Raw genomic sequence first — 22694 nt, 5'->3', positions numbered from 1 at the left:
CTCGGTTCACATGGCGTCTGCCGTCCGTGCCGCGGCCGGGCCCGGCGCGGCGACAGGCGCCGCAGCGGGCGCCACAGCGGGAAGCAGGATGCCTCGGAAGAACTGCGCGAGCTCTGCGGTCGCCGTCAGCGGCAGCACGTTCGCCGTGTACTGGTCGGGACGAACGATGACGACGGCGCCACCACGGTCGACACCGCGCAGGTCGAAGATGTCGTTCTGCGGGTCGGCGGCATAGACCTTCTCATAGTCGATCAGCCCGAACGGCCCGACGCGGGGGAGGAACACGTCTGGAACCCGCTCGATCTCGACGTCGGTGTGCGGCTGTTGATAGACCACTTTCACGTCGAAGACGCTGTCGAGGTCTGTGCCGGCAGGGGTGTGGACGAGCAGGGGCGACTCCGGTGATGTGCGAAGCCACTCCGCCCACTCCGCGAGCGCTGACGCCTGACCGGCGGCAGCGGCATCCGCGAACGCATAGACACGCCACCGCCCGTCTGCGCGGTGATGGTGCCCGAGGTGCACGGGGTTCGTGTCGCCGACCCGAACCACCGGCGCGGAGGTGAAGCGCTTGCCGAGCGGAAACCCAGAGGCGATGTTGTGGTGCGCGCCGTCGCCGACCAGCATCGATCGGGGGTACTGGGTCATGAAACCGGCGGGGAACTCAGCCGTGCGTGTGTAGAAGTCCTCGAGCGCAGAGGGGTCATCGAGGTCCTCCGGCTTCGCGGCCATCAGGTCCGACCACTCCTTGTCGAAGTCGATGAGGTTCTTCGCGATGATCTGACGCTCCGCCGAATAGGTGCTGAGCAGGTTCTCCGGACTGCGGCCGTCAAGCACATACCCGAGCTTCCAGCCCAGGTTGAAGCCGTCTTGCATCGACACGTTCATACCCTGCCCCGCCTTGGCGCTGTGGGTGTGACACGCATCGCCCATGATGAAGACCCGTGGCGTGCGAGTGCCGACCTCGCCGGGGAGCACATCGTCGAAGCGGTCTGTGAGCCGGTGCGCCACCTCATACACACTGTGCCACGCGACGTTCCTCACATCGAGTGTGTACGGGTGCAGGATGCCGTTGGCCTTCGCGATGATCTGCTCGATGGTGGTCCGGCGCACGGCACCGCCGGCTGTGGCGTCCACTTCGCCCAGGTCGACATACATACGGAACAGGTAGCCGCCTTCGCGGGGGATGAGGAGGATGTTCCCGCCGGACCCCGACTGGATCGCGCACTTTGTGCGGATGTCGGGAAAGTCGGTCACGGCGAGCACGTCCATCACGCCCCAGGCGTGGTACGCCTGGTCACCGGCCAGGCTGCATCCGATCGACTGACGCACCCGGCTGTGGGCGCCGTCTGCACCGACCACATACCTGGCCCGCAGCGTGCGCTCCTGGCCCTTCCGCTCGCCGGCCGTGTGCGCGAGCCTCACCAGAACCGGGTGCTCGCCTGAGTTCGTGTTCTCGAGGCTCACGAACTCCAGACCGTAGTCCGGTTTCATCCGCGTCGGCGAGAAGGCCATCACCTCGGCGAAGTAGTCCAGAACACGCGCCTGGTTGACAATGAGGTGGGGGAACTCGCTGATGCCCGTCGGGTCGTCGACGGCGCGTGCCGTGCGCACGATGCGTGAGGGGTCGCTCGGATCCGGCTTCCAGAAGGCCATCTCCGTGATGCGGTAGGCCTCTGCGACGATGCGCTCGGCGAAGCCGAACGCCTGGAAGGTCTCGACACTGCGAGCCTGGATGCCGTCGGCCTGCCCGATGGCCAGGCGGTCGCCGCGGCGTTCGATGATCCGGGTCGTCACCCCCGGGAACTGCGACAGCTGGGCTGCGGTGATCATACCGGCGGGACCGGTGCCGACGATGAGCACGTCGACCTCGTCTGGCAGCTCTTCCGGGCGATCGATTCCAACGCCGGCAGGCGGCTGAATGCGGGGGTCTGTGGACACGTATCCGTGGTGGTGGAACTGCACGGTTTCCTCACTTCGTTGTGGGCGGTCGGGGTTCGGACGGGTCTGTATTCGATTATCGAACACACTATTCTTATATCGCTCACCGCATCATACGATGCCGCTCACTCGGCCACAACCCGAGCAGCTCCACATCCCCTGCCTCCCGTTGGCATGGTGAGTGTCCGAGAAACAGCCACCCGCCGCCGGGTCCACGTTTTGGCTGCTTTTTGGACACTCGCCGTCTATAACACACCGTCCATAACAGACGTGGATCGGCACGATCGCAAAGACGTCGAGCCCGATCGCACGAGCGGTCAGGAATCAAGAAGCACGCGACCCGCACCCCTCATTAACGTGATGAACATGACATCTGCAGACGCGACCACAACACGCATCGACTCCGTGACGATCGAAGCGGACGACCCCGCTGCCGCCGAGCGCTTCTACACAGACGCGTTCGACCTCGGCTCGCTCGTGCGCGTGCGGCAGGCGCAGGAACCATCAAGCGGGTTCCGAGGCTTCACCATGTCACTGGTGGTGGCGCAACCCGCCAACGCACGAGAGCTGCACAACGCCGCGCTCGCGGCCGGCGCCGCAGAGGTCAAGCCGCCGGCGAAGTCTATGTGGGGCTTCGGAAGTTCGATTCAGGCGCCAGACGGAACCGTCTGGACGATCGCGACGAGTTCGAAGAAGGACTCTGGCCCTGCGACACGCGACGTCGACGAGGTCGTTCTTCTGATCGGGGCGGCTGACGTCGGCACCAGCAAGAAGTTCTATGTCGAGCAAGGACTGACGGTGAGCAAGAGCTTCGGCCGCACCTATGTCGAGTTCGCATCCCACCCGATCAAACTGGCGCTGAACGGGCGCCGCGCCCTCGCGAAGAACGCGGGGGTTCCCGCCGAGGGCGCCGGCTCGCACCGGCTCACCATCGGTGCGCGCACCGGTTCGTTCACCGACCCGGACGGCTTCCGCTGGGAAGCCTCTGCGTGAGTGCGCACTCACCGACCTCTCGACAGGCGGATGCGTCCGGTCAGGGGCGCGGAGTACGGTTCAATCAGGCGAACCAGACCAGACGGGAGCCCCATGGTCCTGACCTACCCCGCGACGGATGCTCCTGAGCGCCTCGACGCACAGGTCACGGGCGGAACCGTGCGGGGCGTGCGCGAGGGCAGCCTCGCCGTGTGGCGCGGCATCCCGTATGCCGCAGCCCCCGTCGACGAGTGGCGGTTTCGGGCGCCTCAACCGGTTCGCCCCTGGGATGGTGTGCTGGACTGCACAGCATTCGGACGCGTCGCGGTGCAGGCATATCGCGGGCAGTTCAGGGGCATCGGGCCGCGGGTTCCCTCTGGTGAGGACTGCCTGAGCCTCAACGTCGTCAGGAGCATCGATGGCAAAGCCGACCAATCCGATGAACCGACCACGGCTACAACCGGGACCACCGCCAAAGCCGTTATGGTCTTCATCCACGGCGGCGGCTACGCCTCCGGATCGTCACGCGACTTCTTCGGCGGTGTGGACGGGTTCGTGCAGGGCGGCGAGATCGTCTATGTGAGCATCAACTACCGGCTCGGCGCGCTCGGCTACCTCGACGTCACCCGCTACAGCACACCCGACCGCCCGTTCGAGAGCAATCTCGGCCTGCGCGACCAGGTGGCGGCGCTCGAATGGGTGCGCGAGAACATCAGCGCGTTCGGCGGCGACCCAGACAACGTCACGATCTTCGGCGAGTCAGCGGGCGGCAATGCTGTTACGACGCTGATGGCCACCCCCGCAGCCGCTGGCCTCTTCGCCCGGGCGATCGCGCAGAGCTCCCCACCACATGCCGTCTATGGCCCTGAGCTGACCGCCGAGTGGGCCGGGGAGTTCATCGAGGCCCTGCGAACGACCGTCGGTGACGCAGAGACGGATGCCGGCGCGACGCACGCAGACCCGGTCACCCTCCTGACGACAGCGCAGGCACCCGACCTGGTGGCCGCCGCGCTCACCCTGCAGCACAAGGTGCCAGACACGCATCCGGGAACCTTCCCCTTCGCGCCGGTTGTCGACGGCGACTTTCTGCCTGAGTATCCGATCGACGCCTTTCGGGCGGGCCGGGCGCATCGTGTGCCGTTGATCATCGGCACAAACGACCGTGAGGGCTCTGTCTTTCGCGGAAGGATCGATATTCTGCCGCGCTCGGCGGATCGCATCCGCTCGCTGATCAGGAATGCGCCGCCCGAATCGCGCCCGGTCATGCGCGAGGCCTATCCGCGGCTGCTCTCGCCGCGAGGGGCTGCCGACTTCGCGGGCGATTACGCCTTCTGGTACCCGAGTGTGAAGGTGGCCGACTTTCACTCACGGCATACTCGTGTGCACAGCTACCGTTTCGATGTGGCGCCTCGGCTGCTGCAGCTGGTCGGACTCGATGCCACGCACGGCCTCGAGATGTATGCGCTGTTCAATCACGTCGACGTTCCGCTCGCCCGTGCGATGACCGTGCTCGGCGGGCGCGACGAGCTGAGCGAAGCGGGTCAGCGGATGCGTGACTTCTGGATCCGGTTCGCCGTCGGCCACGATCTCGAACCGGAATGGCCCGCATACGGTGAGCCGCTGCGCCTCACGAACATCATGGGCGAGACCAACGAGATCGTCGCCGACCCGCGGCGGGCGCGGCGTCAGGCGTGGGAGGCTTTCCTCCCGCTCGGCGAGTGATCACCCGGGTGGCCGCCTGTGGACACCCCCGTGGATCACGCGTCGTCGAGCCGGCTCAGAAGCTCGACGGCGGCCGGGCTCGAGTGACCAAAAAAGCAGCCGAACTCGCGGCGACGCCCTCCGTCGGCTGCTTTTTTGGACGCTCACGTGTATGCACAAGGCGCTCAGACGAGGATCGAGAGGGGGTTCTCGATGCACTCCGTGAAGGCTGCAAGCCACCGGGCTGCGAGGGCGCCGTCGACCGCGCGGTGGTCGACCGACAGCGTGCAGCGCATCACGGTCGCCGCCCGCAGCTCACCGTCGACCACAACGGGCTGGGGCTTCGCCGCACCCACCGCGAGGATGCCGGAGTGCGGCGGGTTCAGGATGGCTGCGAACTCGAGTGTGCCGTACATGCCGAGGTTCGAGACCGAGAAGCTGCCGCCCTCGAGTTCGTCCTGCCGCAGCTTCTTCGCCTTGGCCCGGGCGGCGAGGTCGGCGATCGACGCGCTCACCGCGGTGACGCTCTTGCCATCGACACGCCTCACAACGGGGGTGACGAGACCGCCGTCGGTCGCCACGGCCACCGCGACGTCGACAGAGCGGTGCGTACGCATCCCCCGGTCGCTCCAGGTCACGTTCGCCTCGGGCACCGCTTGGAACGCGGCGGCCACCGCCTTCACCACGAAGTCGTTCAGCGACACCCGCACCGCGGAGCGCTCGTTCACCCGGGCCCGCAGCGCGAGCAGCTCGTCGACCCGGCACTCGGTCGTGAGGTAGAAGTGCGGCACCGTCGACTTGCTCTCGGTGAGCCGGCGCGCGATCGCCTTGCGCATCGGCGTGTGGGGCACGAGCTCGGTGTCGCTGCCGGCGGCTCCGGATGCCGGTGCCGGCGCGGCGGCAGAGGGAGCGGTGGTCGGCTCGTCGGCCACGCCCCGCCCCGCCATACTCGACGTGCCGGTGCCGGGGGCCACAGCCGTTGGCGCCTCCTCGACATCGCGTCGCACGATGCGGCCCTCGGGACCGGAACCGGTGATGGTCCGCAGGTCGATGCCCCGTTCCTTCGCGAGCTTCCGCGCGATGGGGCTGACGAAGAGACGCGAATCGTCGTGTGCCCGCGGGGCGGAGCCCGCGGGCTCCGGAGCCTCGCCGAGGCCGGCCACGGGCTCGACCTGGGCGGCGGCCTCGAGCGACGCGGCCTCCAGCACGGGCGCTCCGGAATCGGGGTCGCGCTCCGTCGCGTCCGCGGCGGAGCGGGGGCCGCTGGCCGCGGGCGCCATCTGTGCTCCAGAACCGGTGGTCTCGCCCAGCACGGCGTCGATGTCGGCGTCGGTCTCGCCGTCGGCGATCAGCACCGCGATGGGTGCGCCGATCTCACAGGCCTCACCGGCCGCGAGCAGCACCCGGCCGACCACCCCGGCGTCTTCGGAGTTGTATTCCACGACCGCCTTCTCGGTCTCGATCTCGGCCAGCGGGTCGCCGACCGAGATGGTCTGGCCCTTCTCCACCAGCCAGTTCGCGATGGCGGCCTCTTCCGAGCCCGCGAGCACACTCGGCATCCTGATGATCATCGCCATCTCAGGCACCCCTTCCGAATCCGGCGCGCACCCGTCCGAGCCCCGCCACCACGTCGTCGGCCTTCGCGATCGCGGCCCGCTCGAGCACCTTCGAGATGCTCGGCGACGCCTCGGAGCCGGTGACTCGCTGCACGGGCTGGTCGAGCCAGTCGAAGAACCGGCGCTGGATCTCATCGGCCAGCCAGGCGCCGTACGAGGTGCCCTGTGCCCCCTGCTCCACGATCATCACCGCATTGGTCTTTCTGATCGACGCGCCCACGGTGTCCCAGTCGAGCGAGGCTCGGTCGAGAAAACGCAGATCGATCAGCTCGGCATCGATCCCGGTCTGCTCGATCGCCTTCGCGCTCTCGCCCACCATCGACAGATAGCTGATGACGGTGACGTCGGAACCGGAGCGCCGCACCGCCGCCGTGCCGAACGGGATCTGGTAGTCCAGGTCATCCGGGATCTCGCCCGATTCGGCATAGAGGTCGATGTGCTCGATCATCAGCACCGGATCGCCGATGGCCAGCGCCGCGTTCATCATGCCCACGTAGTCGAACGGCGTCGACGCCGCCATGATGCGCCAGCCGGGACTGGTGGCGAAGATGCCCGCGGGGTCCATCAGGTGCTGCGAACCATAACCCGAGCCCATGGCGATCTTCGTGCGCAGCACGAGCGGCACGGGGCTGTCGCCGCCGAACATGTGCCGGGCCTTGCCGATCTGGTTGAACACCTGGTCTGCGGCCACCCACATGAAGTCGGGATACATAAACTCCACCACGGGCCTGTAGCGGCCATCGAGGGCGATGCCCCCGCCGAGCCCCGCGAAGGCGTTCTCGCTGATGGGGGTGCCGAGTACGCGGCCGGGATACTTCTCCGACAGCCCCTTGGTGGCGCCGTTCGTGCCGCCCTTGAGCCGATGCACGTCTTCGCCGAGCACAACTATGCGATCGTCGACGGCCATCCGGCGGTCCATCACCGCGGCCACGGCGTCGACGAGTTTGCCCCGCGACGTGGCACCGTCGTAGTCACCCTGCTCGAGCGTCAGCGCATCGGCGATCTCCGAGAGATCACCGCGGATGCCCACGTCGACGAAGCCGGGGTCGGGCCAGAGAGCGGGCCGGATGCGCTTCACTCCCGCCTTTCCGTCGGGGTCGGGCTCGGTGAGCGCGTCGACGGCCAGCCGCACCGCGTCCTGGGCCTGGCGGCGGACGCTCGCGATCCCGTCGTCGTCGACGAGACCGAGTGCCGAGAGCTCGCGGGCCATCCTGAGCAGCGGGTCGCGGTCGCGCCAGGACTGCTCCTCCTCCTTGCTGCGGTAGCCGAAGGCGCTGCCGGGGTAGGGGCCGTTCTGATGGAAGTAGCGATAGACCTCGGCCTCGATGACGGTGGGCCCCTCGCCCGCACGCATCCGCTCGGCCGCCCGCTGCATGGCGATGTGCACGGCCAGGGGGTCCATGCCGTCGACACGCCAGGCGGGGATGTCGAAGCCCAGGGCTCGGGCCGAGAGCCGCGGCTCGGCGGTCACCTCGGTGACGTGGGTGGAGACGGCATAGAGGTTGTTCTCGATGAAGAAGCAGAACGGCAGCTTCCAGGCGGCCGCGAGGTTCATGGTCTCGAGCACGGAGCCGATGTTCACAGCACCGTCGCCGAAGTAGCTGACCGTGAGGTCCGAGCCGGAGGCGGCAGTGGGGTCGGGGTCGGCCGACCCGCCGGCCGCGGCGTCCGCCGCGTGCTTCTGGGCCCAGGCGTTGCCCGCGCCGAGCGGAACGCCGCCGCCCACGATGGCGTTGGTTCCCAGCGCTCCCGCCTCGTGCCACTGCAGGTGCATCGAACCGCCGCGGCCCCGGCAGTAGCCCTGCGCGAGCCCGAGGATCTCGGCGAGTGTCTTCTGCAGCACCTCCTGCACGGCGGGAGTGACGAGCGCCGTCGGGTCGAGCCCGTCGGGAGCGACGTGCGCGAGCGCCTTGGCGAGGAACTGGTGGTGGCCGCGATGCGAGCCGTTCACGCCGTCACTCGAGCGCAGGCCGACGATGGATCCGACGGCGCCGCCCTCCTGGCCGATGCTCGAGTGCGCCGGGCCGTGCACGAGGCCGGCCCCGGCGAGCTCCAGCACCGCCTCTTCGAAAGCGCGAATGAGATGCAGCTGACCGAGCATCGTGGTGAGCAGCGCCGGGTCGGCGGCCTTCCAGTCGGCGGGCGTTGTGCTCAGCTCGACCCAGGGCGATCCGGGCTGCAGACGTTTCTCGCGTGGCATCAGAGGTTCTCCTTGCAAGTAGGGGTGGTGTGGCAGACAACGGAGCTCACCGCCATGAACAGGCCGCTGTTGAGCTGCAGGTCTTCGCCGGGCGCGTTACGGACAGCATCACCGGCGAGAAAGGCGGTCGCCGATGCGACGCCGCTTGATTCACCGTCTCGGCAGGGCGAGGTGGGTTCGAGGACGCTCGCCCGCTTACGGCGGCGGGTTCCGCGTCATCGCCGACGATTTGCGTGGAAGCCGCGTCGACGGGTATTCGGCATCTGAGTGCGCGCCGGAGTGCGCGGCCGGTGGTCTGTCGGTGATGTCGAACGTGACGCGCACGACTTCAATACCAGTCGCCGTCGATGGTCATCCCGCCGTCGACAAGAAGCGAGTGCCCGGTGACGTAGGACGCGTCTTTCGACAGGAGAAAGGCAATGGTCGAAGCGATTTCTTCTGGCTCGGCGAATCGCCGAAGAGGAGTGCGCGCTTCGATGCGGTCAGCGCGCAGCTTGCCGTCTTCGATGAGCTTTTTCGTGAGCGCCGTCTTCGTGTAGCCAGGGGCGACGGCATTCACACGGATGCCGTCGGAGGCCCACTCGACGGCGAGGGTTCGGGTGAGACCTTCGATTCCGGCTTTCGCCGTGCAATAACTGGCTCGCTGGGGCATTCCGGACGTGGCTGCAACCGACGAGATGTTCACGATCGCGCCGCTCGATTCGCTCAAGAGACCGTGCGCGGCTCTGGCGGTGCGCATCGCGCCGAACAGATGGATGTCGATCAGCCCCTCGAAGTCCTCGTCGCTCACCTCTGCTGAGGGCGACGGCCTCCCGATTCCGGCGCCGTTCAGAAGACCGTCGAGCCTGCCTTCGTGAGTGCGGATGGACTCTATCGCTGAATCGACCGAGGTGCGAGAGGTGATATCGCAGACGACTCCTCGAGCGGTTTCGGGCCCTCCGAGCTCTGCTGTGGCGGTGTCGAGGCCGGCCGCATTGATGTCGAGGAGGACGACCCGGCCCCCGTCGGCTATCCATCTTTTTGCGAATGCAAATCCGATCCCGGAAGCTCCGCCGGTGATGGCTGCCACTTTGCGTGTGTTGTCCACAGTTTCACGATCCTTTTCGTTGGTTGGGCGAGGGTGTTAGGCGATTCGTTCTTTGCGCAGGTACCTGGTCGCCGCGACAGCGAAGACGAGCACTGCTCCGGTGAAGATCGGTTCGATGAAGAACGGGACTCCGAGGACGTTCAGTCCGTAGATGCCGGTCGCGATCACGAACACCGCGAAGACGGTGCCCCAGACGTTGAAGCTGCCGGGGCGGAATGCCGTCGCCCCCAGGAAGGCGGCGGCGAACCCGGGGAGCAGAAAGGACGCACCGACGGTGGGGTTGCCCGAGCCCAGCTTGGCGGACAGCATAACGCCTGCGACGCCGGCGAGAAGGCCCGCGATCACGAATGCCAGCATCGTGAGTCGGTTAACGTTCAGTCCCGAAAGGCGAGATGCTTCCTTCGAGCCGCCGACGGCGTAGAGGAACCGGCCGAAGGGCGTCTGATCGAGGATGTAGAACGCGATCAAGGCCACAAAGATCAGTGCGATGACTGAATACGGCGCGCCGAAGAGTGTCCCGCTGCCCATTGCTGACAGCTCGGGCGGGACGTTGGAGTAGATGACGTTCCCGTTTGTGTACCACAGCACCGCACCGGCGAGTGCCGACTGAACACCGAGGGTCGTGACGAAAGAGTTCACTCCGACTTTGGTGACGAGCAGACCGTTGACCACGCCGATGAGGGAGCACGCCGTGAGGCTGATCAGCAGCGACACCCACAGCGGGAGGCCGTTGTTGGCGCTCAGCCCCACAACGAGAATGGCGCCCAGCCCCAGATTGGAGCCGACCGAGAGATCGAACTCTCCCACCACAAGCGGAAACAGGACGGCGATGGCCAGCACCCCGGCCACCGCTTGGTTTGTGGCAATCGTCTGCAGCGTGTTGAGGGTGAGGAACGTGTCGGGGCTGAGAATTCCGAAGGCGATGATCTCGACCACGAGGATCACCGGTAATCCGAATGTGGCGATGGAGATTCCGAGTGATCGCCGGGAACGCGCTGGTGTGCGCGGGCTGGGCGCTCTACGCGCCGCTGAGACTTCTGTTGTGGTCATTGTTATCTCCTAAAGAGCGAGCGCAGCGAGGCGTTCACGTGATTTTTCGGCACCGGAGACGTCCGCGACGATGCGGCCGTCCTTCATCACGAGCACACGATGGCAGAGGTGTGCCAGGTCCTCGAGCTCTGTGCTGATGACGATCACGGCCGCACCATCGCGGGCAGCCTGGCCGATGACTGAATAGACCTCGGTCTTGGCTCCGATGTCGATTCCTTGGACGGGTTCCTCGAAGATGATGACCTTCGGGTTCCGGTTCAGCCACTTGGCGAGAACGACCTTCTGCTGGTTTCCGCCCGAAAGCGAGAAGATCTCGCGATCCGGGTCGTTCGGGCGCACGTTGAACCTCTCGATCAACGACTGGGCGTGAGCCTTCTCGCGACCGCGGTTCCGCCATCCGTTGATGAAGTACCTGCGCGAATCGACGAGCATGATGTTCTCTGTCAGGGAGGCGCGTGGGAGTATCGCCTCCCTGGCCCTGTTCCCCGGCACGAAACCGATGCTCCGCTTCATGGCGCCGTCGGGGCTTTGGGCGGAGAAGGGAACTCCTTGGACCGTGACTGTTCCGGATTTCGCCGTGGCGGCTCCGAAGAGAAGCTTGCCGAGCTCCGATGACCCACTGCCGAGCAGTCCGGTGACCCCCACGATCTCTCCGGCGCGAACCGAGCCGGTTGCGCCCTGCACGATGTCACCCGAGATGCCGTCGAAGGTGAGGGCGACCTCGTTTCGGACGGATTCTGCTGTGGAGGCGGCGAACGGCTCGACGTCGTCTCCGACGATGAGGTTCACGAGCCCGTCATAATCGAGGTCTGCCACGTCGACAGTGCCGACATTGCACCCGTTGCGCAGAGCGGTGACGCGATCGCAGAGAGAGAAGATCTCTTCCAGCCGGTGAGACACGTACAGCACCGCGACCCCTGTTTCGGCGATGCGGCGGATGGAGGCGTGCAGTTTCTCGACCTCTGCGTGAGGCATGGATGCGGTGGGCTCGTCCAGGACGATCACGTGGGCTCGCTCGCCGTGATGCAGGGCGCGCGCGACGGCGATGATCGTCTGAGCCGCGAGCGGCAAGTCGCCGACGGGTTCCCTCGGATCGATCTCACCGTGGCCGAACTCTTCCAGGATGGCTCGAGCTCTCTCGTGCTCCTTCCGCCAGGCGATCCGGGCGCCGAAACCGGTGTGGAAGCCCCGTGCGAGCGCGAGATTCTCGGTGACGGAGAGGGTCGAGACGAGTCCGAGGTCCTGGTGGATGAACGCCAGCCCGTTCTTTCGGGCCGCTGTCGGCGGGTACGGAATGACGAGATCGGAACCATCCACGGAGATCCGCGCTCCGGCGTCAGGGGCGTGGTAACCCGAGAGGCACTTGATCAGGGTGGATTTTCCCGAGCCGTTCTCTCCCACCAGGGCGTGGATCTCTCCACGCCGCAGGGAAAGACCGAACCCCGTGAGCGCTTGCTGTCCAGGGAAGGTTTTCGAGAGCGCCTCGATCTGAAGCACGGTCTCCGTGGATGGCATGAGCTACCGGCCCCAGATCTCGAGGTACCGCGGCTTGACGTCGACGTCGCCGTCCCAGGCTTCGCCCGACGTGACGTTCTCCTTCGTCAGCAGCTTGAAGGTCAGACCCTGGTCGACGACCTCCTCGCCTGCCCAGATCCGGTTGAAGTTGTCCACGATGCCGTAGCCGACCCATTCCATCGCCGACCCGACCGACGCCACCTGAGTCTGCCCGTTCGCGATTCGGGTGAGGTTCGCGACGTTGGCGTCGAAGCTGTAGACCGGCATGTCGGTGATGCCAGCTGATTCGAGGCCTTCGACCGCGAAGTTGGCGCCGGCGTCGTAGCCGATCCACAGGGCGTCGGCGTCCGGATGTGAACGCACCAGGCCGGCGGCCTGACTGGGAAGGCTCGTGGTGAGGTCGGTGACGAGGAAGTTCTGTTCCTGCACGATCTCACAGCTGCCGCCGGCGGCAACACAGTCGGCGACGAAGGCTTTTGTTCCCTCGAGTCGAGCACGGATGCTTCCGAACTCCGTGCCGGTGAGCATCAGGATCTTCATGTCTGGGCCGTGGTCGAGGAACATCTGAGCGCCCATGGTGTAGCCAGCATTGTAGAAATCGTCGATCGACGGCACGTTGGTGTCCAGGATGGGCTCGCCACCGTCCTCGACATCGGTCGCCGCGAAATCGGCGATGAGCAGGCCCGCGTCCTTGGCCTGCTGCAAGGAGCCCTGGATGGTCGCCGCGTCGATCGCGGTCAGGACGATCCCGTTATACCCCGAGCTGATCGCCTGACTCACGGCGTTCGCCATCTTCGACGGGTCTCCGCCGGGATCGTTGATCGTGGCTTCCCATCCGATCGCCTCCGCCGCCGCCACTGTCGCGTTCGCCGGGCGCGCGCATCCCTCTGCCGCCATCGAGCACGGGATCACCATGATCTTCTTGCCTTCGACGGCCCGTGGGCCCTCAGCGGGAGGAGAGACGGTCTGCGCCGCACTCGCGGCGTCAACCAGCTCCTGAGCTTTTGTTGTGAGCTCTTGGAGCTCGGCGCTGTCGGCAGAACGTGTGGAGGCGCCCGTGGAGCCGCCACCTGAACAGGCAGACAGCATCACGGCGACCGCGATCGCAGAGACACCGATCGAGAGGCGGCGAAGTGGAACGTGATTCATAACTTTCTCCTCGTCATTGAAGCAGAAGTACCTGGTGTGAGCTGTGCAGAAAACCGATGATTGTGGACATTGTTGATCGCAATGAGTCCAATTACGGCGAGCACCGACATACTCTCAGAACACGAAACACGTGTCAATACGCACTCAAGAAATCACTCCAATCCTCTTCAATACTGGTGAATCGCGGGTCATGGCGCCGCGCCCATCCCTGAGTGACGTGATTTTCTGGAGATTCGTTCTGTGTCCAATTTTGAACTGAATGTATCCATTGGGCTTGAAAACTCGCCGGGTGGCTGAGTAAGCTCTCACCACGGCCATCGAGACCATCGACGACGGCTTTGCTTTCAAAGGAGACAGCTGATGAATGACAGTCACGTACCCCACCTGACCGAGTTGTTGAAGGATGCACCGAGCAACTGGGGGCGGTGGGGGTCCGGCGATGAGGTGGGCGCCCTCAACTTCTTGACCCAGGACGAAGTGCGTCGAGGTACGGCAGCCGTGAGATCTGGGAAGACCTTCACACTGGGGGTTCCGATAGCTCACCCGGACGGCGATCCCATCTGGCCGGGGCGCCGCACCGCACAGCGCTTCAACATCCGCGACAGAGGCGACTTTCTCGCCGGCCACGGAATCGACTACGCTGGCGGGCTCCAGGACGCCGACGACATGATCATCATGTACCTGCAGGGCAGCACTCAGTACGACGCGCTCGGCCACGTCTGGTACGGCGATCACATCTGGAACGGCTATCCTGCGGAAGAGACGGCCGGATCACTTCACAAGGCCAGTGTCTTCCCTCTCGCTCAACGGGGCATCGTCGGACATGCGGTTCTGATCGACATGGCCCGCCACCGCGGCAAGGAGGTCCTCGCCCGGGGTGAGACCTTCACCCACAAGGACCTCCTCGACGCCGCGGCCGCCCAAGGGACCGAGATTCGAAAGCACGACATCCTCATCATCCGAACCGGCTGGATAGGCTCTTACTACAAACAGACAGAAGCCGAGTTCTATCGCGACTTCCTCGAGCCGGGCCTCACCTACTCTCCCGACCTGCTTCACTGGTTCCACGAGATGGAGATTCCCAACCTCGCCACGGACACCTTCGCAAACGAAGTCACCGTCGACCCCGAATCCGGCGTCGTTCTCCCGCTCCACGTCGCCCTGATGCGCAACATGGGAATCACGCTCGCCGAGATCCTGCTGCTCGACGAACTTGCCGCCGACTGCGCCGCCGACGGTCAGTGGGACTTTCTCTACACGGCCGGCCCGCTCAAGGTGTATGGAGGAACAGGCGCCCCCGTGAATCCGATCGCCATCAAGTAGGGATGCTCACCCTGCCGCGGGCGCTATCAGCCGTCTATGTCGTCGAGCTCCGCGATAGACTCTCACGACATGAGTAGAGCAGTAAGCCGGCGGATCGCAGAGAGTCTGTCTGACTCGATCCTGGCCGGCGAGATGCGCCCAGGTGATCGGATCCGCCAGGAAGAGCTTGCGGAATCGTTCGGCACGAGCAGGGTCCCCATCCGTGAGGCGCTCTACATGCTGCAATCCGAAAGCCTGGTTCGGCTTGTCTCAAACACCGGCGCCTGGGTCGCCGAGTTGACACAGGCCGAGTGCGTCGAGGCCTATCAGGTACGGGAGCTCGTCGAACCCCTGATTCTGGAGAAGAGCCTTCGACGGCTGCCGAAGAGTGTCGACTCAGAGCTCGAGCGGCTAGCAGATGAAATCGATCAGACCGAGAACCTCACGCGCTTTCTCAAACTCGATCGGGACTTCCACTGGCTCACGTACTCCGGGTGCGAGCCCGGATTCCTGTTCGACACGGTTCGCAAACTCTGGAACATCACTCAGTACTACCGGAGTGCTTTCGTGAAACTGCAGGGCTCACACGGCCGCGAGGTGATCCACCATGAGCACGCATTGATCATCGACGCCGTGAGGCGGCGAGACAGCTCCGATGCCGGCAGGCTCATGGCGCTCCATATCCGGCGCACTCGACTCAGCCTGGCTGAGCACCCCGAACTGTTCGACATCGATTCCCGCGTCTAGCTGCCGCACACGCCGTGGGTGGGCCTCACGGTGAGACGAGAGCGCTGCCCCATACACGAGTGAGGAAAGAGCCATGCCTTTACCCGGAGTGCGCGGAGCCGACCACATCGGCTTCACCGTGCCCGACATCGAACAAGCACACGAGTTCTTGACGGAGATCGTCGGTTGCGAGCACATCTACTCACTGCCCGGCGTGAGCAAAGACGACGACTGGATGCACACGCACCTGAACGTCGATCCGCGCTCCGAAATCGACGAGATTCGTTTCTACCGCTGCGGCTTTGGGACCAACTTCGAGGTCTTCCAGTATTCCAGCGCGTCCCCTCAGGGTCCCCAGCCGAGGAACGACGACATCGGAGGTCACCACATCGCCTTCTACGTCGACGATCTGGACGAGGCGATCGACTTTCTCATCGCAAACAACGTACAGGTCCTCGGCTCCCCCACCAGCAGCGGCAATGCATCGGCTGGTCAAAGGTGGGTCTATTTCCTGGCTCCGTGGGGCATGCAGTTCGAACTGGTTTGTTTTCCCGAGGGGAAGGCATATGAAGCGTCTTCGACGCGGCATCTCTGGCATCCCGCGTCTCCCGGCCGCTGACCCATACGCAGCCGGCGGCGTTCCGTGACGCCCTCAGCGCCTCACGAGCCGCGGCGTCACGAGCACGTGCGCAGAGCCCGACTGCACGCGCCGGCTGTCGATCGACGTGCCCTCCTGGCCCATCAGCAGTTCGAGGGTTCCGGCCGCCACCTTCTCGGGCATCTGCTCCACACTCGCGAAGCCGAGGGCCTCTGCCACCGGGGTGTTGTCGAAGCCGACGATGAGCAGCTCGTGCTGCCCCAGATCGGCGGCGGCCAGATGAGCGCCGAAGGCGAGGGAATCGCTGACGCAGACGAGAGCATCCGGCCGGCTCTCGCCCGCCAGCACGCGGGCCATCGCCCGCCGTGCCTGGGGCACGGAGTCTTCGACCGTGTAGCGCAGTCCCTCGGCTGACAGGCCGTGCACGGCCAGGGCAGAGCGCCATCCGCGCTCGCGGTCGTCGCCGGTGCCAGAGGTTCTCGGCCAGCCGAGAAAACCCACCCGCCTCGCGCCCTGCTCGAGCGCGTGTTCGGTGGCCGTGGCGGTTCCGGCAGCACCGTCGACATCCACCCACAGGTGCTGCGGGTCGTCGAGATCGTCTTCGCCCCACGGCCGCCCGAAGGTCGCGAACGGCACGTTGTGCTCGATCAGCCAGCCGGTTCGCGGGTCACCGTAATACGTCGAGGTGAGCACAAAGGCGTCGACGTCCGCGCCCTCGGTGAGACTGCGGAACTGGGCGATCTCGTCGTCTGGAGTGCGCGCCGTGTAGAGCAGGATCCGCATCCCGCGGGCCGCAGCCTGCTCGGTGAGCGCGTGCACATAACGATCGAGCACCGCTCCAGAGATGCCATCGGCGACGGGGTCGAGGCGGATGCCGATGGTCGAGCTGCGCCGGGTTCTCAACCGTCTCGCAGAGGCGTGCGGCCGGTAGCCGAGCTCTTCGATGGCCCGCTCGACGCGCTGGCGGGTGTCTGACTTCACGACGTGCGGCGAGTTGAGCACGTTCGACACGGTCTGGCGTGAGACGCCGGCCGCGCTCGCCACGTCGCTCACCGTCGGCATCCCGGCCATCGCTCACCACTTTCACGTCGCAGTATGAACGTTCCAACTGTTATCCGAGCGTAGTCCCACTCGCCTTGACAGTACTTGCAGAAGCGTTTTACCGTAAAGGTCTAGAAGCAATTTGATCGATCAAATAGCGGTTCGCACACCGCGCTATCGAAGGAGATAGGGATGCTACGACGAACAACGCGCAGGCTCGGGCTGGTGGCCGCCGCCTCTGCCCTCGGACTGATCCTCACCGGCTGCGGCTCGGGGTTCGACGACACGGACGGCGGCACGGGGGACGGGGGCGAGCTCACCTCGTCTGACGACGCGCTCTCTGTTCTCATCGGGTCGAGCGGCGACGCCGAGACGGCTGCCGTCGAAGACGCGGTCGCAGCGTGGTCGGAGGAATCCGGCATCGATGCGGACGTCACGGTCGCGAACGACCTGCCCCAGCAGCTGTCACAGGGTTTCGCCGCCGGCACCCCCGCCGACGTCTTCTATCTCTCGAGCGACAACCTCGCCGGTTATGCCGACAACGGCTCCCTTCTCGCCTATGGCGACCAGCTCTCGAACGCAGACGACTTCTATCCGACCCTCGTCGAGAACTTCACCTACGACGATCAGTTCTATTGCGCGCCGAAAGACTTCTCCACTCTCGCGCTCGTGATCAACACCCGCCTCTGGAACGAGGCCGGGCTCACGGAGGCCGACATCCCCACCACCTGGGACGAACTCGCGAGCGTGGCAGAGACCCTCACCACCGACGGCCGTGTCGGGCTCGGCCTCAGCTCGGAGTACCAGCGCCTCGGCGTCTTTATGGCGCAAGCCGGTGGCGGACTCGTCGACGACGACGGTGAGCCCATCGCCTCGAGCGACGAGAACGTCGAGGGCCTCGAATACGCGCAACAGCTGATCAACGACGGTTCGATGGCCTTCGCCCCCGAGCTCGGTGCCGGGTGAGGCGGTGAGGCGTTCGGCAAAGAGCTCTCGGCCATGACGATCGAGGGCAACTGGATCACCGGCGCGATGACCAGCGACTTTCCCGACGTCGACTACCAGGTCGTCGAGCTGCCAGAGAGCCCGGCCGGCCCAGGAACCCTGCAGTTCACCAACTGCTGGGGCATCGCCGCCGACAGCCCGAACCAGCAGGGCGCGCTCGAGCTGGTGGAGTACCTGACGAGCACCGAACAGCAGCTCGCGTTCTCAGAGGCGTTCGGCCCGATGCCGTCGATCGAGTCGGCGGCGGATTCCTGGAGGGACGTCAACCCGGACCTGGTCGCGTTTCTCGACGGCGCCGACTACGCGAGCGGTGTACCCACGCTGGACGGCGCTGTCGACGTGATCGCCGACTTCAACGCGCAGCTCGAGCAGCTCGGCTCGGCAGACGTCCGGGGCATGCTCGACTCGGTGCAGGCCAACCTCGAAGCGATCACCGGCTGACGATGCCCGCCTCGACCAGAACGCCCCGGCGCGGCGACAGGAGTGGCGACGGCGACACAGGCGACTCCGGCGGCAGCGTCCGCCGGAGCAGCACCGCACGGATGCCGGGGGGCGGCTCCCGCACACGGCCCTCCGGCATCCGTCGCGGTGAGTCGCTCGCCGGCTGGGTCTTCACCGCACCCGTTGTGCTGATTCTCGGCGTCTTTCTCGCCGTGCCGGTGCTGATGGCGCTCTGGGTGAGCTTCTCGGACTGGAGCGGTCGCGGCAGCCCGTTCTCGTCGAACGTCTCCTTCGTCGGCGTCGACAACTATGCGACCATCCTCGCGGGCGGCGGGCTCGCCGAGCGGAACTTCGGCATCGCCCTGCGCAACAACGCCTGGTACGTGGTGCTGGTCGTTCCCCTGCAGACCGCGCTGTCGTTGTTTCTCGCGGTGCTCGTGAACCGCGCGATCCTGCGCGGGCGTGGCTTCTTTCGCACGGCGTTCTATTTTCCGTCTGTGACGAGCTCGGTGGCGATCACCGTGCTCTGGCTTTTTCTCTTCTCGGCGACGGGCGTGGTGAACAAGGTGCTCGCGGCGTTCGGAATCGGCGGACCGAACTGGTTCAACGACCCGAGCGGCGTCCTGCACAACGTGCTCGCCGCCGTCGGGGTGACCTCTGGCCCCGCCCTGCTCACCGAGAACTCGGCTCTCGGGGTGTCGTGGTGGGACTGGCTGGCCGGCCCCTCCGTCGCGATGAGCGCCTTCATTCTGATGGCTGTCTTCACCACAAGCGGCACGTTTATGCTGCTGTTCCTCGCCGCCCTGCAGAACATCGGCGGCGACGTCAGCGAGGCGGCCATGATGGACGGCGCCAACGGCTGGCAGCGGTTCTGGCGGGTGACGCTTCCGCAGCTGCGCCCGACCCTGTTCACCGTGCTCACCCTCGGGCTGATCGGATGCTGGCAGGTCTTCGACCAGATCTACACCGGCACACAGGGAGGGCCGAGCAAGACCACCCTCACTCCCGCCTATCTCTCGTATCAGTCGGCGTTCAACCTGCAGGACTGGGGCGAGGGCGCGGCCATCGCGTTCATCCTGTTCCTCATCATCGTGGCCTTCACCCTGCTGCAGCGCTGGGCGCTGCGCGAGCGGCCCGTGTCGAAACGGCGGGCGCGCATGTACCAGGTGGCCGCGGGCGGCTCGTCGACCCAGGCGCCGAATGCACAGGTGTCGAAGGACTCCGCTGACGGCGAACCCCCGCCGTCCGCACCGTCTTCGCCGAGAGGGGGACCGCGATGAGCGCGACGGATGCCTCGGCCACGCCGACACCCGCGTCGAACGGCGCGTCGATCGGACGCGACGGCGCGACCGCCTCGACCGGGCGGCCGGCCACGACTGGCCGGTCGAGAGCATCCGCACGCCGACCACGTCGCCGCAAACCGACAGGTGTGATCGTTGGACAGTCGATCCTCTATGCGGTGCTCGTCGCTCTCGCCGTCGTCTATGTCTTTCCGTTCCTGGTGCAGGTGGCGACGTCGTTCAAGACCGACGCAGAGGCGGCGGCAGACCCGATCTCGCTTCTGCCGACCATCTGGTCGACGGCCGCCTATGAGCGGCTGTTCCTGAACTCCGACTTTCCGCAGTGGTTCGCGAACTCGGCAGTCGTGACGGTGCTGGTCACGCTCGGGCGTGTGTTCTTCGCCTCGCTCGCCGGTTTCGCGCTCGCACGCCTGCAGTTCCGTGGGCGGGCGGTGATCTTCGCGGCGATCGTCGCGGTGATGTCTGTGCCGATGGTGGTGCTGCTGATCCCCAAGTTTCTCGTGATCAACCAGCTCGGCATCTATGACTCGTATGCCGGCATGGTGCTGCCACTGCTCGTCGATGCCGCCGGGGTGTTCATCATGAAGAACTTCTTCGAGTCGATCCCGGCAAGCGTCGAAGAGCAGGCGCGCATCGACGGGGCCGGGACGTTCCGTGTGTTCTGGTCTGTGGTGCTGCCGATGGCGAGGCCGGCGCTGATCACGATAGTGATCCTGTCTTTTCAGGGATCGTGGAACGAGCTCGCGCACTTCATCGTCGCGACACAGTCTCCGGAACTGACCACGCTCACAAAGGGTGTCGCCTCGTTGGCCTCCGGGCAGCTGAGCCAGGGAACACAGTATCCGCTCAAGCTGGCGGCCGCGGCGATCATGACCATCCCGGTCGCCGTGATGTTCTTCATCTTTCAACGTCGCATCATGAACGCCAGTGAAGGAGCAGTAAAAGAATGACGGATGCCTCACCGCACCCCGCACACGAACCGGAGCCGACGGCGGCCGCGCAAGGGCCCGCAACAGAGCCGGCCGCAGCGCCGGCAGCGGCAGCAGCGGCTCACCCCGTCCCTCTGCAGCCGCTCCTGCATGATTCGGTTGTGGTGTTCCGCGCGCCGACCCAGTCATGGTCGGCGGCGGACGGCGACATGGGGACCTCGAGCATCCACGGGGTCTATCACGGCGACACCCGGGTGCTGCGCGCGGCACGGCTGCGGGTCGACGGCCTCGTGCCAGAGGCGATCTCGGTGTCGCGCGGCGGTGCGTCTGAGGCGACGTTCGTCTCGCTGCTGCGTCACCTCGACGACGCCGGCGCAGACCCGAGGGTGCGTCTCGACAGGCAGCGCGTTGTTGTGGACGGCTCGCTCAGTGAGTCCCTGACCGTGCAGTCGCGGGTTGAGCACGCGATCGGCGCCACCGTCACCCTGGAGCTCGAGCCGGATTTCAGCTCGATGCACGATGTGAAGGCTGGACTGCGCGAGCCGCTCGGCTGGCGGGCCGAGGTGGCGGGCGAGGGTGTCATCGTGCGGGCCGGTGAGGCGGTCGCGACGGTGATCAGCAATGGAGACATCACCATCGACGACGAGGTGCTTCGAATCACCTGGCACCTCGACGTCGCCCCGAACGGCGCGGCGACGATGACCTGGGGTGTGGCCGTCGACGACCCGACGCTCGTGGTGGCCTCTGCCCTCGAGCCGCCGGAGTGGGTGGACTTCAGCCCGTCGGGTCGGGATTCCCGGTTGAACAGCTGGCTCGAGCTCGCTCTCGACGACCTGGACGCACTGCGCCTGGCTCGCCCGGGGCATCCGCACGACGAGTTTCTCGCGGCAGGAGCGCCCTGGTTCCTGACCCTGTTCGGGCGGGACTCCCTGTGGTCCGCGCGTTTTCTGCTGCCGCTCGGCACACGCATCGCGGCCTCGACCCTGCGGGTGCTCGCGCGGTTGCAGGGCGAGTCAGACGATGTTGCGTCTGCAGAGCAGCCGGGCAAGATCATGCATGAGCTGCGGTCGGCGACGCTCACGATCCCGGGCGAAGGGGTGGCGCTGCCCCCGGTGTATTACGGCACCGTGGACGCCACCGCATTGTGGGTGTGCCTGCTCGCGGAGGCGTGGGACCACGGCATGCCAGAGGCCGAGGTTCGCGAGCTGCTGCCGACGATGCGGGCCTGCCTGGAATGGATCATGGGCCCGGGCGACAGTGACGGTGACGGGTTTCTCGACTACGTCGATCTCTCGGGGCACGGCCTGTCGAACCAGGGTTGGAAGGACTCGGGCGACTCGATCCAGTGGCGAGGCGGTGCGATCGCCGAGGGCCCGATCGCGCTCTGCGAGGTGCAGGGTTATGCCTATGAGGCGGCACTGGCCGGCGCGAGGCTGCTCGATCATTTCGACGAGGGCGGCGATGGGCCGGGTGCCGGCGAGCTGCGGTCGTGGGCGGCGGACCTGAAGCGGCGCTTCGCCGAGGCGTACTGGGTCGAGACGCCAGAGGGCAGGTACCCCGCTGTGGCCCTGGATGCCGACAAGAAACCGGTCGACTCGCTCACCAGCAACATCGGGCACCTGCTCGGAACCGGCATCCTTGAGCCGCACGAAGAGAAGCAGGTGGCGTCGCTGCTCGTCTCGGATTCGATGTCGTCTGGATTCGGGCTGCGCACGATGTCAGCGGAGTCCGCAGGGTATTGGCCGCTCAGCTATCACGGGGGAAGCGTGTGGGCGCATGACACGGCGATCGTGATGCTCGGCATGCGCAAGGCCGGCCTGCACAACGAGGCTGCCGTCTTGGCGGAGGGACTGTTGGCGGCGGCCGAGGCGTTTCAGTTCCGGATGCCTGAGCTGCACTCGGGCGATGCCCGATCTCGGTTCCTCGTGCCGACGCCCTATCCGGCGGCCTGCCGCCCTCAAGGGTGGTCGGCGGCCGCTGCAGTTGCGGTGCTGGGCACGCTCGGCTGATCGGGCTCCCGCCCCCGGTGGTCGAGCCCGTCGAGCCCCATCGGTGGTCGAGCCTCCCGTGTGACACGAAACCCGGTTCGTGGTTCGAGAGTGACCTGCCGATCTCACTGTTTT

General features: G+C 66.0%; 16 protein-coding genes and 1 pseudogene. 9 read left to right on the top strand and 8 right to left on the bottom strand.

All coding sequences use genetic code 11. The features are described from left to right. Window positions 1-6: 6 nt before the first annotated feature. A complete protein-coding gene (locus ACYVF5_RS14675; RefSeq protein ID WP_460947713.1) occupies window positions 7-1962 on the bottom strand; it encodes an FAD-binding monooxygenase in 1956 nt (651 codons plus the stop codon). Between the two features lie 342 nt (window positions 1963-2304). Between ACYVF5_RS14675 and ACYVF5_RS14670 the strand changes: the two genes are divergently transcribed. Both ACYVF5_RS14670 and ACYVF5_RS14665 read left to right on the top strand, forming a co-directional pair. After that, entirely contained in the window at window positions 2305-2931 is a 627-nt protein-coding gene (locus tag ACYVF5_RS14670) for a VOC family protein (RefSeq protein ID WP_460947711.1), read from the top strand. Window positions 2932-3024: 93 nt separating this feature from the next. Next, window positions 3025-4632: a carboxylesterase/lipase family protein gene (locus ACYVF5_RS14665; RefSeq protein WP_460947709.1), complete on the top strand. Its 1608-nt coding sequence runs from the start codon at window positions 3025-3027 to the stop codon at window positions 4630-4632. 164 nt (window positions 4633-4796) lie between these two features. Here ACYVF5_RS14665 and ACYVF5_RS14660 read toward each other — a convergent pair whose 3' ends face one another. The 6 genes from ACYVF5_RS14660 to ACYVF5_RS14635 all read right to left on the bottom strand — a co-directional run bounded on the left by ACYVF5_RS14660 (window position 4797) and on the right by ACYVF5_RS14635 (window position 13228). Then, window positions 4797-6188 (bottom strand): dihydrolipoamide acetyltransferase family protein, encoded by a 1392-nt coding sequence (locus ACYVF5_RS14660; protein WP_460947707.1) that lies wholly within the window; start codon window positions 6186-6188, stop codon window positions 4797-4799. Window position 6189: 1 nt separating this feature from the next. Next, window positions 6190-8427: an alpha-ketoacid dehydrogenase subunit alpha/beta gene (locus tag ACYVF5_RS14655; protein WP_460947705.1), complete on the bottom strand. Its 2238-nt coding sequence runs from the start codon at window positions 8425-8427 to the stop codon at window positions 6190-6192. A gap of 328 nt (window positions 8428-8755) precedes the next feature. Then, window positions 8756-9514, bottom strand: a complete 759-nt coding sequence (locus ACYVF5_RS14650) for an SDR family NAD(P)-dependent oxidoreductase (protein WP_460947703.1) — start codon at window positions 9512-9514, stop codon at window positions 8756-8758. Window positions 9515-9550: 36 nt separating this feature from the next. Continuing rightward, window positions 9551-10564: an ABC transporter permease gene (locus ACYVF5_RS14645; protein WP_460947701.1), complete on the bottom strand. Its 1014-nt coding sequence runs from the start codon at window positions 10562-10564 to the stop codon at window positions 9551-9553. Window positions 10565-10573: 9 nt separating this feature from the next. After that, on the bottom strand, window positions 10574-12079 hold the full coding sequence (locus ACYVF5_RS14640; protein WP_460947699.1) for a sugar ABC transporter ATP-binding protein: 1506 nt from the start codon (window positions 12077-12079) through the stop codon (window positions 10574-10576). A gap of 3 nt (window positions 12080-12082) precedes the next feature. Further along, entirely contained in the window at window positions 12083-13228 is a 1146-nt protein-coding gene (locus ACYVF5_RS14635; protein ID WP_460947697.1) for a sugar ABC transporter substrate-binding protein, read from the bottom strand. A 360-nt stretch (window positions 13229-13588) separates the two neighbouring features. On the opposite strand from ACYVF5_RS14635, the gene ACYVF5_RS14630 reads away from it, so the two are divergent. The 3 genes from ACYVF5_RS14630 to ACYVF5_RS14620 all read left to right on the top strand — a co-directional run bounded on the left by ACYVF5_RS14630 (window position 13589) and on the right by ACYVF5_RS14620 (window position 15875). Next, window positions 13589-14551, top strand: coding sequence for a cyclase family protein (locus ACYVF5_RS14630; protein ID WP_460947695.1), 963 nt, complete (start codon window positions 13589-13591; stop codon window positions 14549-14551). A gap of 69 nt (window positions 14552-14620) precedes the next feature. Continuing rightward, entirely contained in the window at window positions 14621-15277 is a 657-nt protein-coding gene (locus ACYVF5_RS14625; RefSeq protein ID WP_460947693.1) for a GntR family transcriptional regulator, read from the top strand. Window positions 15278-15350: 73 nt separating this feature from the next. Beyond that, on the top strand, window positions 15351-15875 hold the full coding sequence (locus ACYVF5_RS14620) for a VOC family protein (RefSeq protein ID WP_460947691.1): 525 nt from the start codon (window positions 15351-15353) through the stop codon (window positions 15873-15875). 33 nt (window positions 15876-15908) lie between these two features. Here the strand turns inward: ACYVF5_RS14620 and ACYVF5_RS14615 are convergent, their stop codons facing one another. Beyond that, on the bottom strand, window positions 15909-16925 hold the full coding sequence (locus ACYVF5_RS14615; RefSeq protein ID WP_460947689.1) for a LacI family DNA-binding transcriptional regulator: 1017 nt from the start codon (window positions 16923-16925) through the stop codon (window positions 15909-15911). A gap of 162 nt (window positions 16926-17087) precedes the next feature. On the opposite strand from ACYVF5_RS14615, the pseudogene ACYVF5_RS14610 reads away from it, so the two are divergent. From ACYVF5_RS14610 to ACYVF5_RS14595, 4 genes and pseudogenes are all read left to right on the top strand, one after another. Further along, a pseudogene (locus ACYVF5_RS14610) lies at window positions 17088-18341 on the top strand (sugar ABC transporter substrate-binding protein). Between the two features lie 101 nt (window positions 18342-18442). Continuing rightward, window positions 18443-19621, top strand: coding sequence for a carbohydrate ABC transporter permease (locus tag ACYVF5_RS14605; protein WP_460948400.1), 1179 nt, complete (start codon window positions 18443-18445; stop codon window positions 19619-19621). Next, a complete protein-coding gene (locus tag ACYVF5_RS14600; protein ID WP_460947687.1) occupies window positions 19618-20592 on the top strand; it encodes a carbohydrate ABC transporter permease in 975 nt (324 codons plus the stop codon). Before ACYVF5_RS14605 ends, ACYVF5_RS14600 begins: the two co-directional genes overlap by 4 nt. Continuing rightward, on the top strand, window positions 20589-22580 hold the full coding sequence (locus tag ACYVF5_RS14595; protein ID WP_460947685.1) for a glycogen debranching N-terminal domain-containing protein: 1992 nt from the start codon (window positions 20589-20591) through the stop codon (window positions 22578-22580). Before ACYVF5_RS14600 ends, ACYVF5_RS14595 begins: the two co-directional genes overlap by 4 nt. Window positions 22581-22694: the final 114 nt, after the last annotated feature.

The sequence above is a fragment of the Okibacterium endophyticum genome (assembly GCF_054780075.1).
The sequence above is the reverse complement of the archived record's forward strand: the minus strand, read 5'-3'. Positions and strand labels throughout refer to the sequence as shown.

Coding starts and splice junctions, on each gene's coding strand:
- ACYVF5_RS14635 (WP_460947697.1), bottom strand. CDS start 13,228: ATGAATCACGTTCCACTTCGCCGCCTCTCGATCGGTGTCTCTGCGATC.
- ACYVF5_RS14655 (WP_460947705.1), bottom strand. CDS start 8,427: ATGCCACGCGAGAAACGTCTGCAGCCCGGATCGCCCTGGGTCGAGCTG.
- ACYVF5_RS14645 (WP_460947701.1), bottom strand. CDS start 10,564: ATGACCACAACAGAAGTCTCAGCGGCGCGTAGAGCGCCCAGCCCGCGC.
- ACYVF5_RS14615 (WP_460947689.1), bottom strand. CDS start 16,925: ATGGCCGGGATGCCGACGGTGAGCGACGTGGCGAGCGCGGCCGGCGTC.
- ACYVF5_RS14630 (WP_460947695.1), top strand. CDS start 13,589: ATGAATGACAGTCACGTACCCCACCTGACCGAGTTGTTGAAGGATGCA.
- ACYVF5_RS14670 (WP_460947711.1), top strand. CDS start 2,305: ATGACATCTGCAGACGCGACCACAACACGCATCGACTCCGTGACGATC.
- ACYVF5_RS14605 (WP_460948400.1), top strand. CDS start 18,443: ATGCCGGGGGGCGGCTCCCGCACACGGCCCTCCGGCATCCGTCGCGGT.
- ACYVF5_RS14595 (WP_460947685.1), top strand. CDS start 20,589: ATGACGGATGCCTCACCGCACCCCGCACACGAACCGGAGCCGACGGCG.
- ACYVF5_RS14625 (WP_460947693.1), top strand. CDS start 14,621: ATGAGTAGAGCAGTAAGCCGGCGGATCGCAGAGAGTCTGTCTGACTCG.
- ACYVF5_RS14665 (WP_460947709.1), top strand. CDS start 3,025: ATGGTCCTGACCTACCCCGCGACGGATGCTCCTGAGCGCCTCGACGCA.
- ACYVF5_RS14640 (WP_460947699.1), bottom strand. CDS start 12,079: ATGCCATCCACGGAGACCGTGCTTCAGATCGAGGCGCTCTCGAAAACC.
- ACYVF5_RS14660 (WP_460947707.1), bottom strand. CDS start 6,188: ATGGCGATGATCATCAGGATGCCGAGTGTGCTCGCGGGCTCGGAAGAG.
- ACYVF5_RS14620 (WP_460947691.1), top strand. CDS start 15,351: ATGCCTTTACCCGGAGTGCGCGGAGCCGACCACATCGGCTTCACCGTG.
- ACYVF5_RS14600 (WP_460947687.1), top strand. CDS start 19,618: ATGAGCGCGACGGATGCCTCGGCCACGCCGACACCCGCGTCGAACGGC.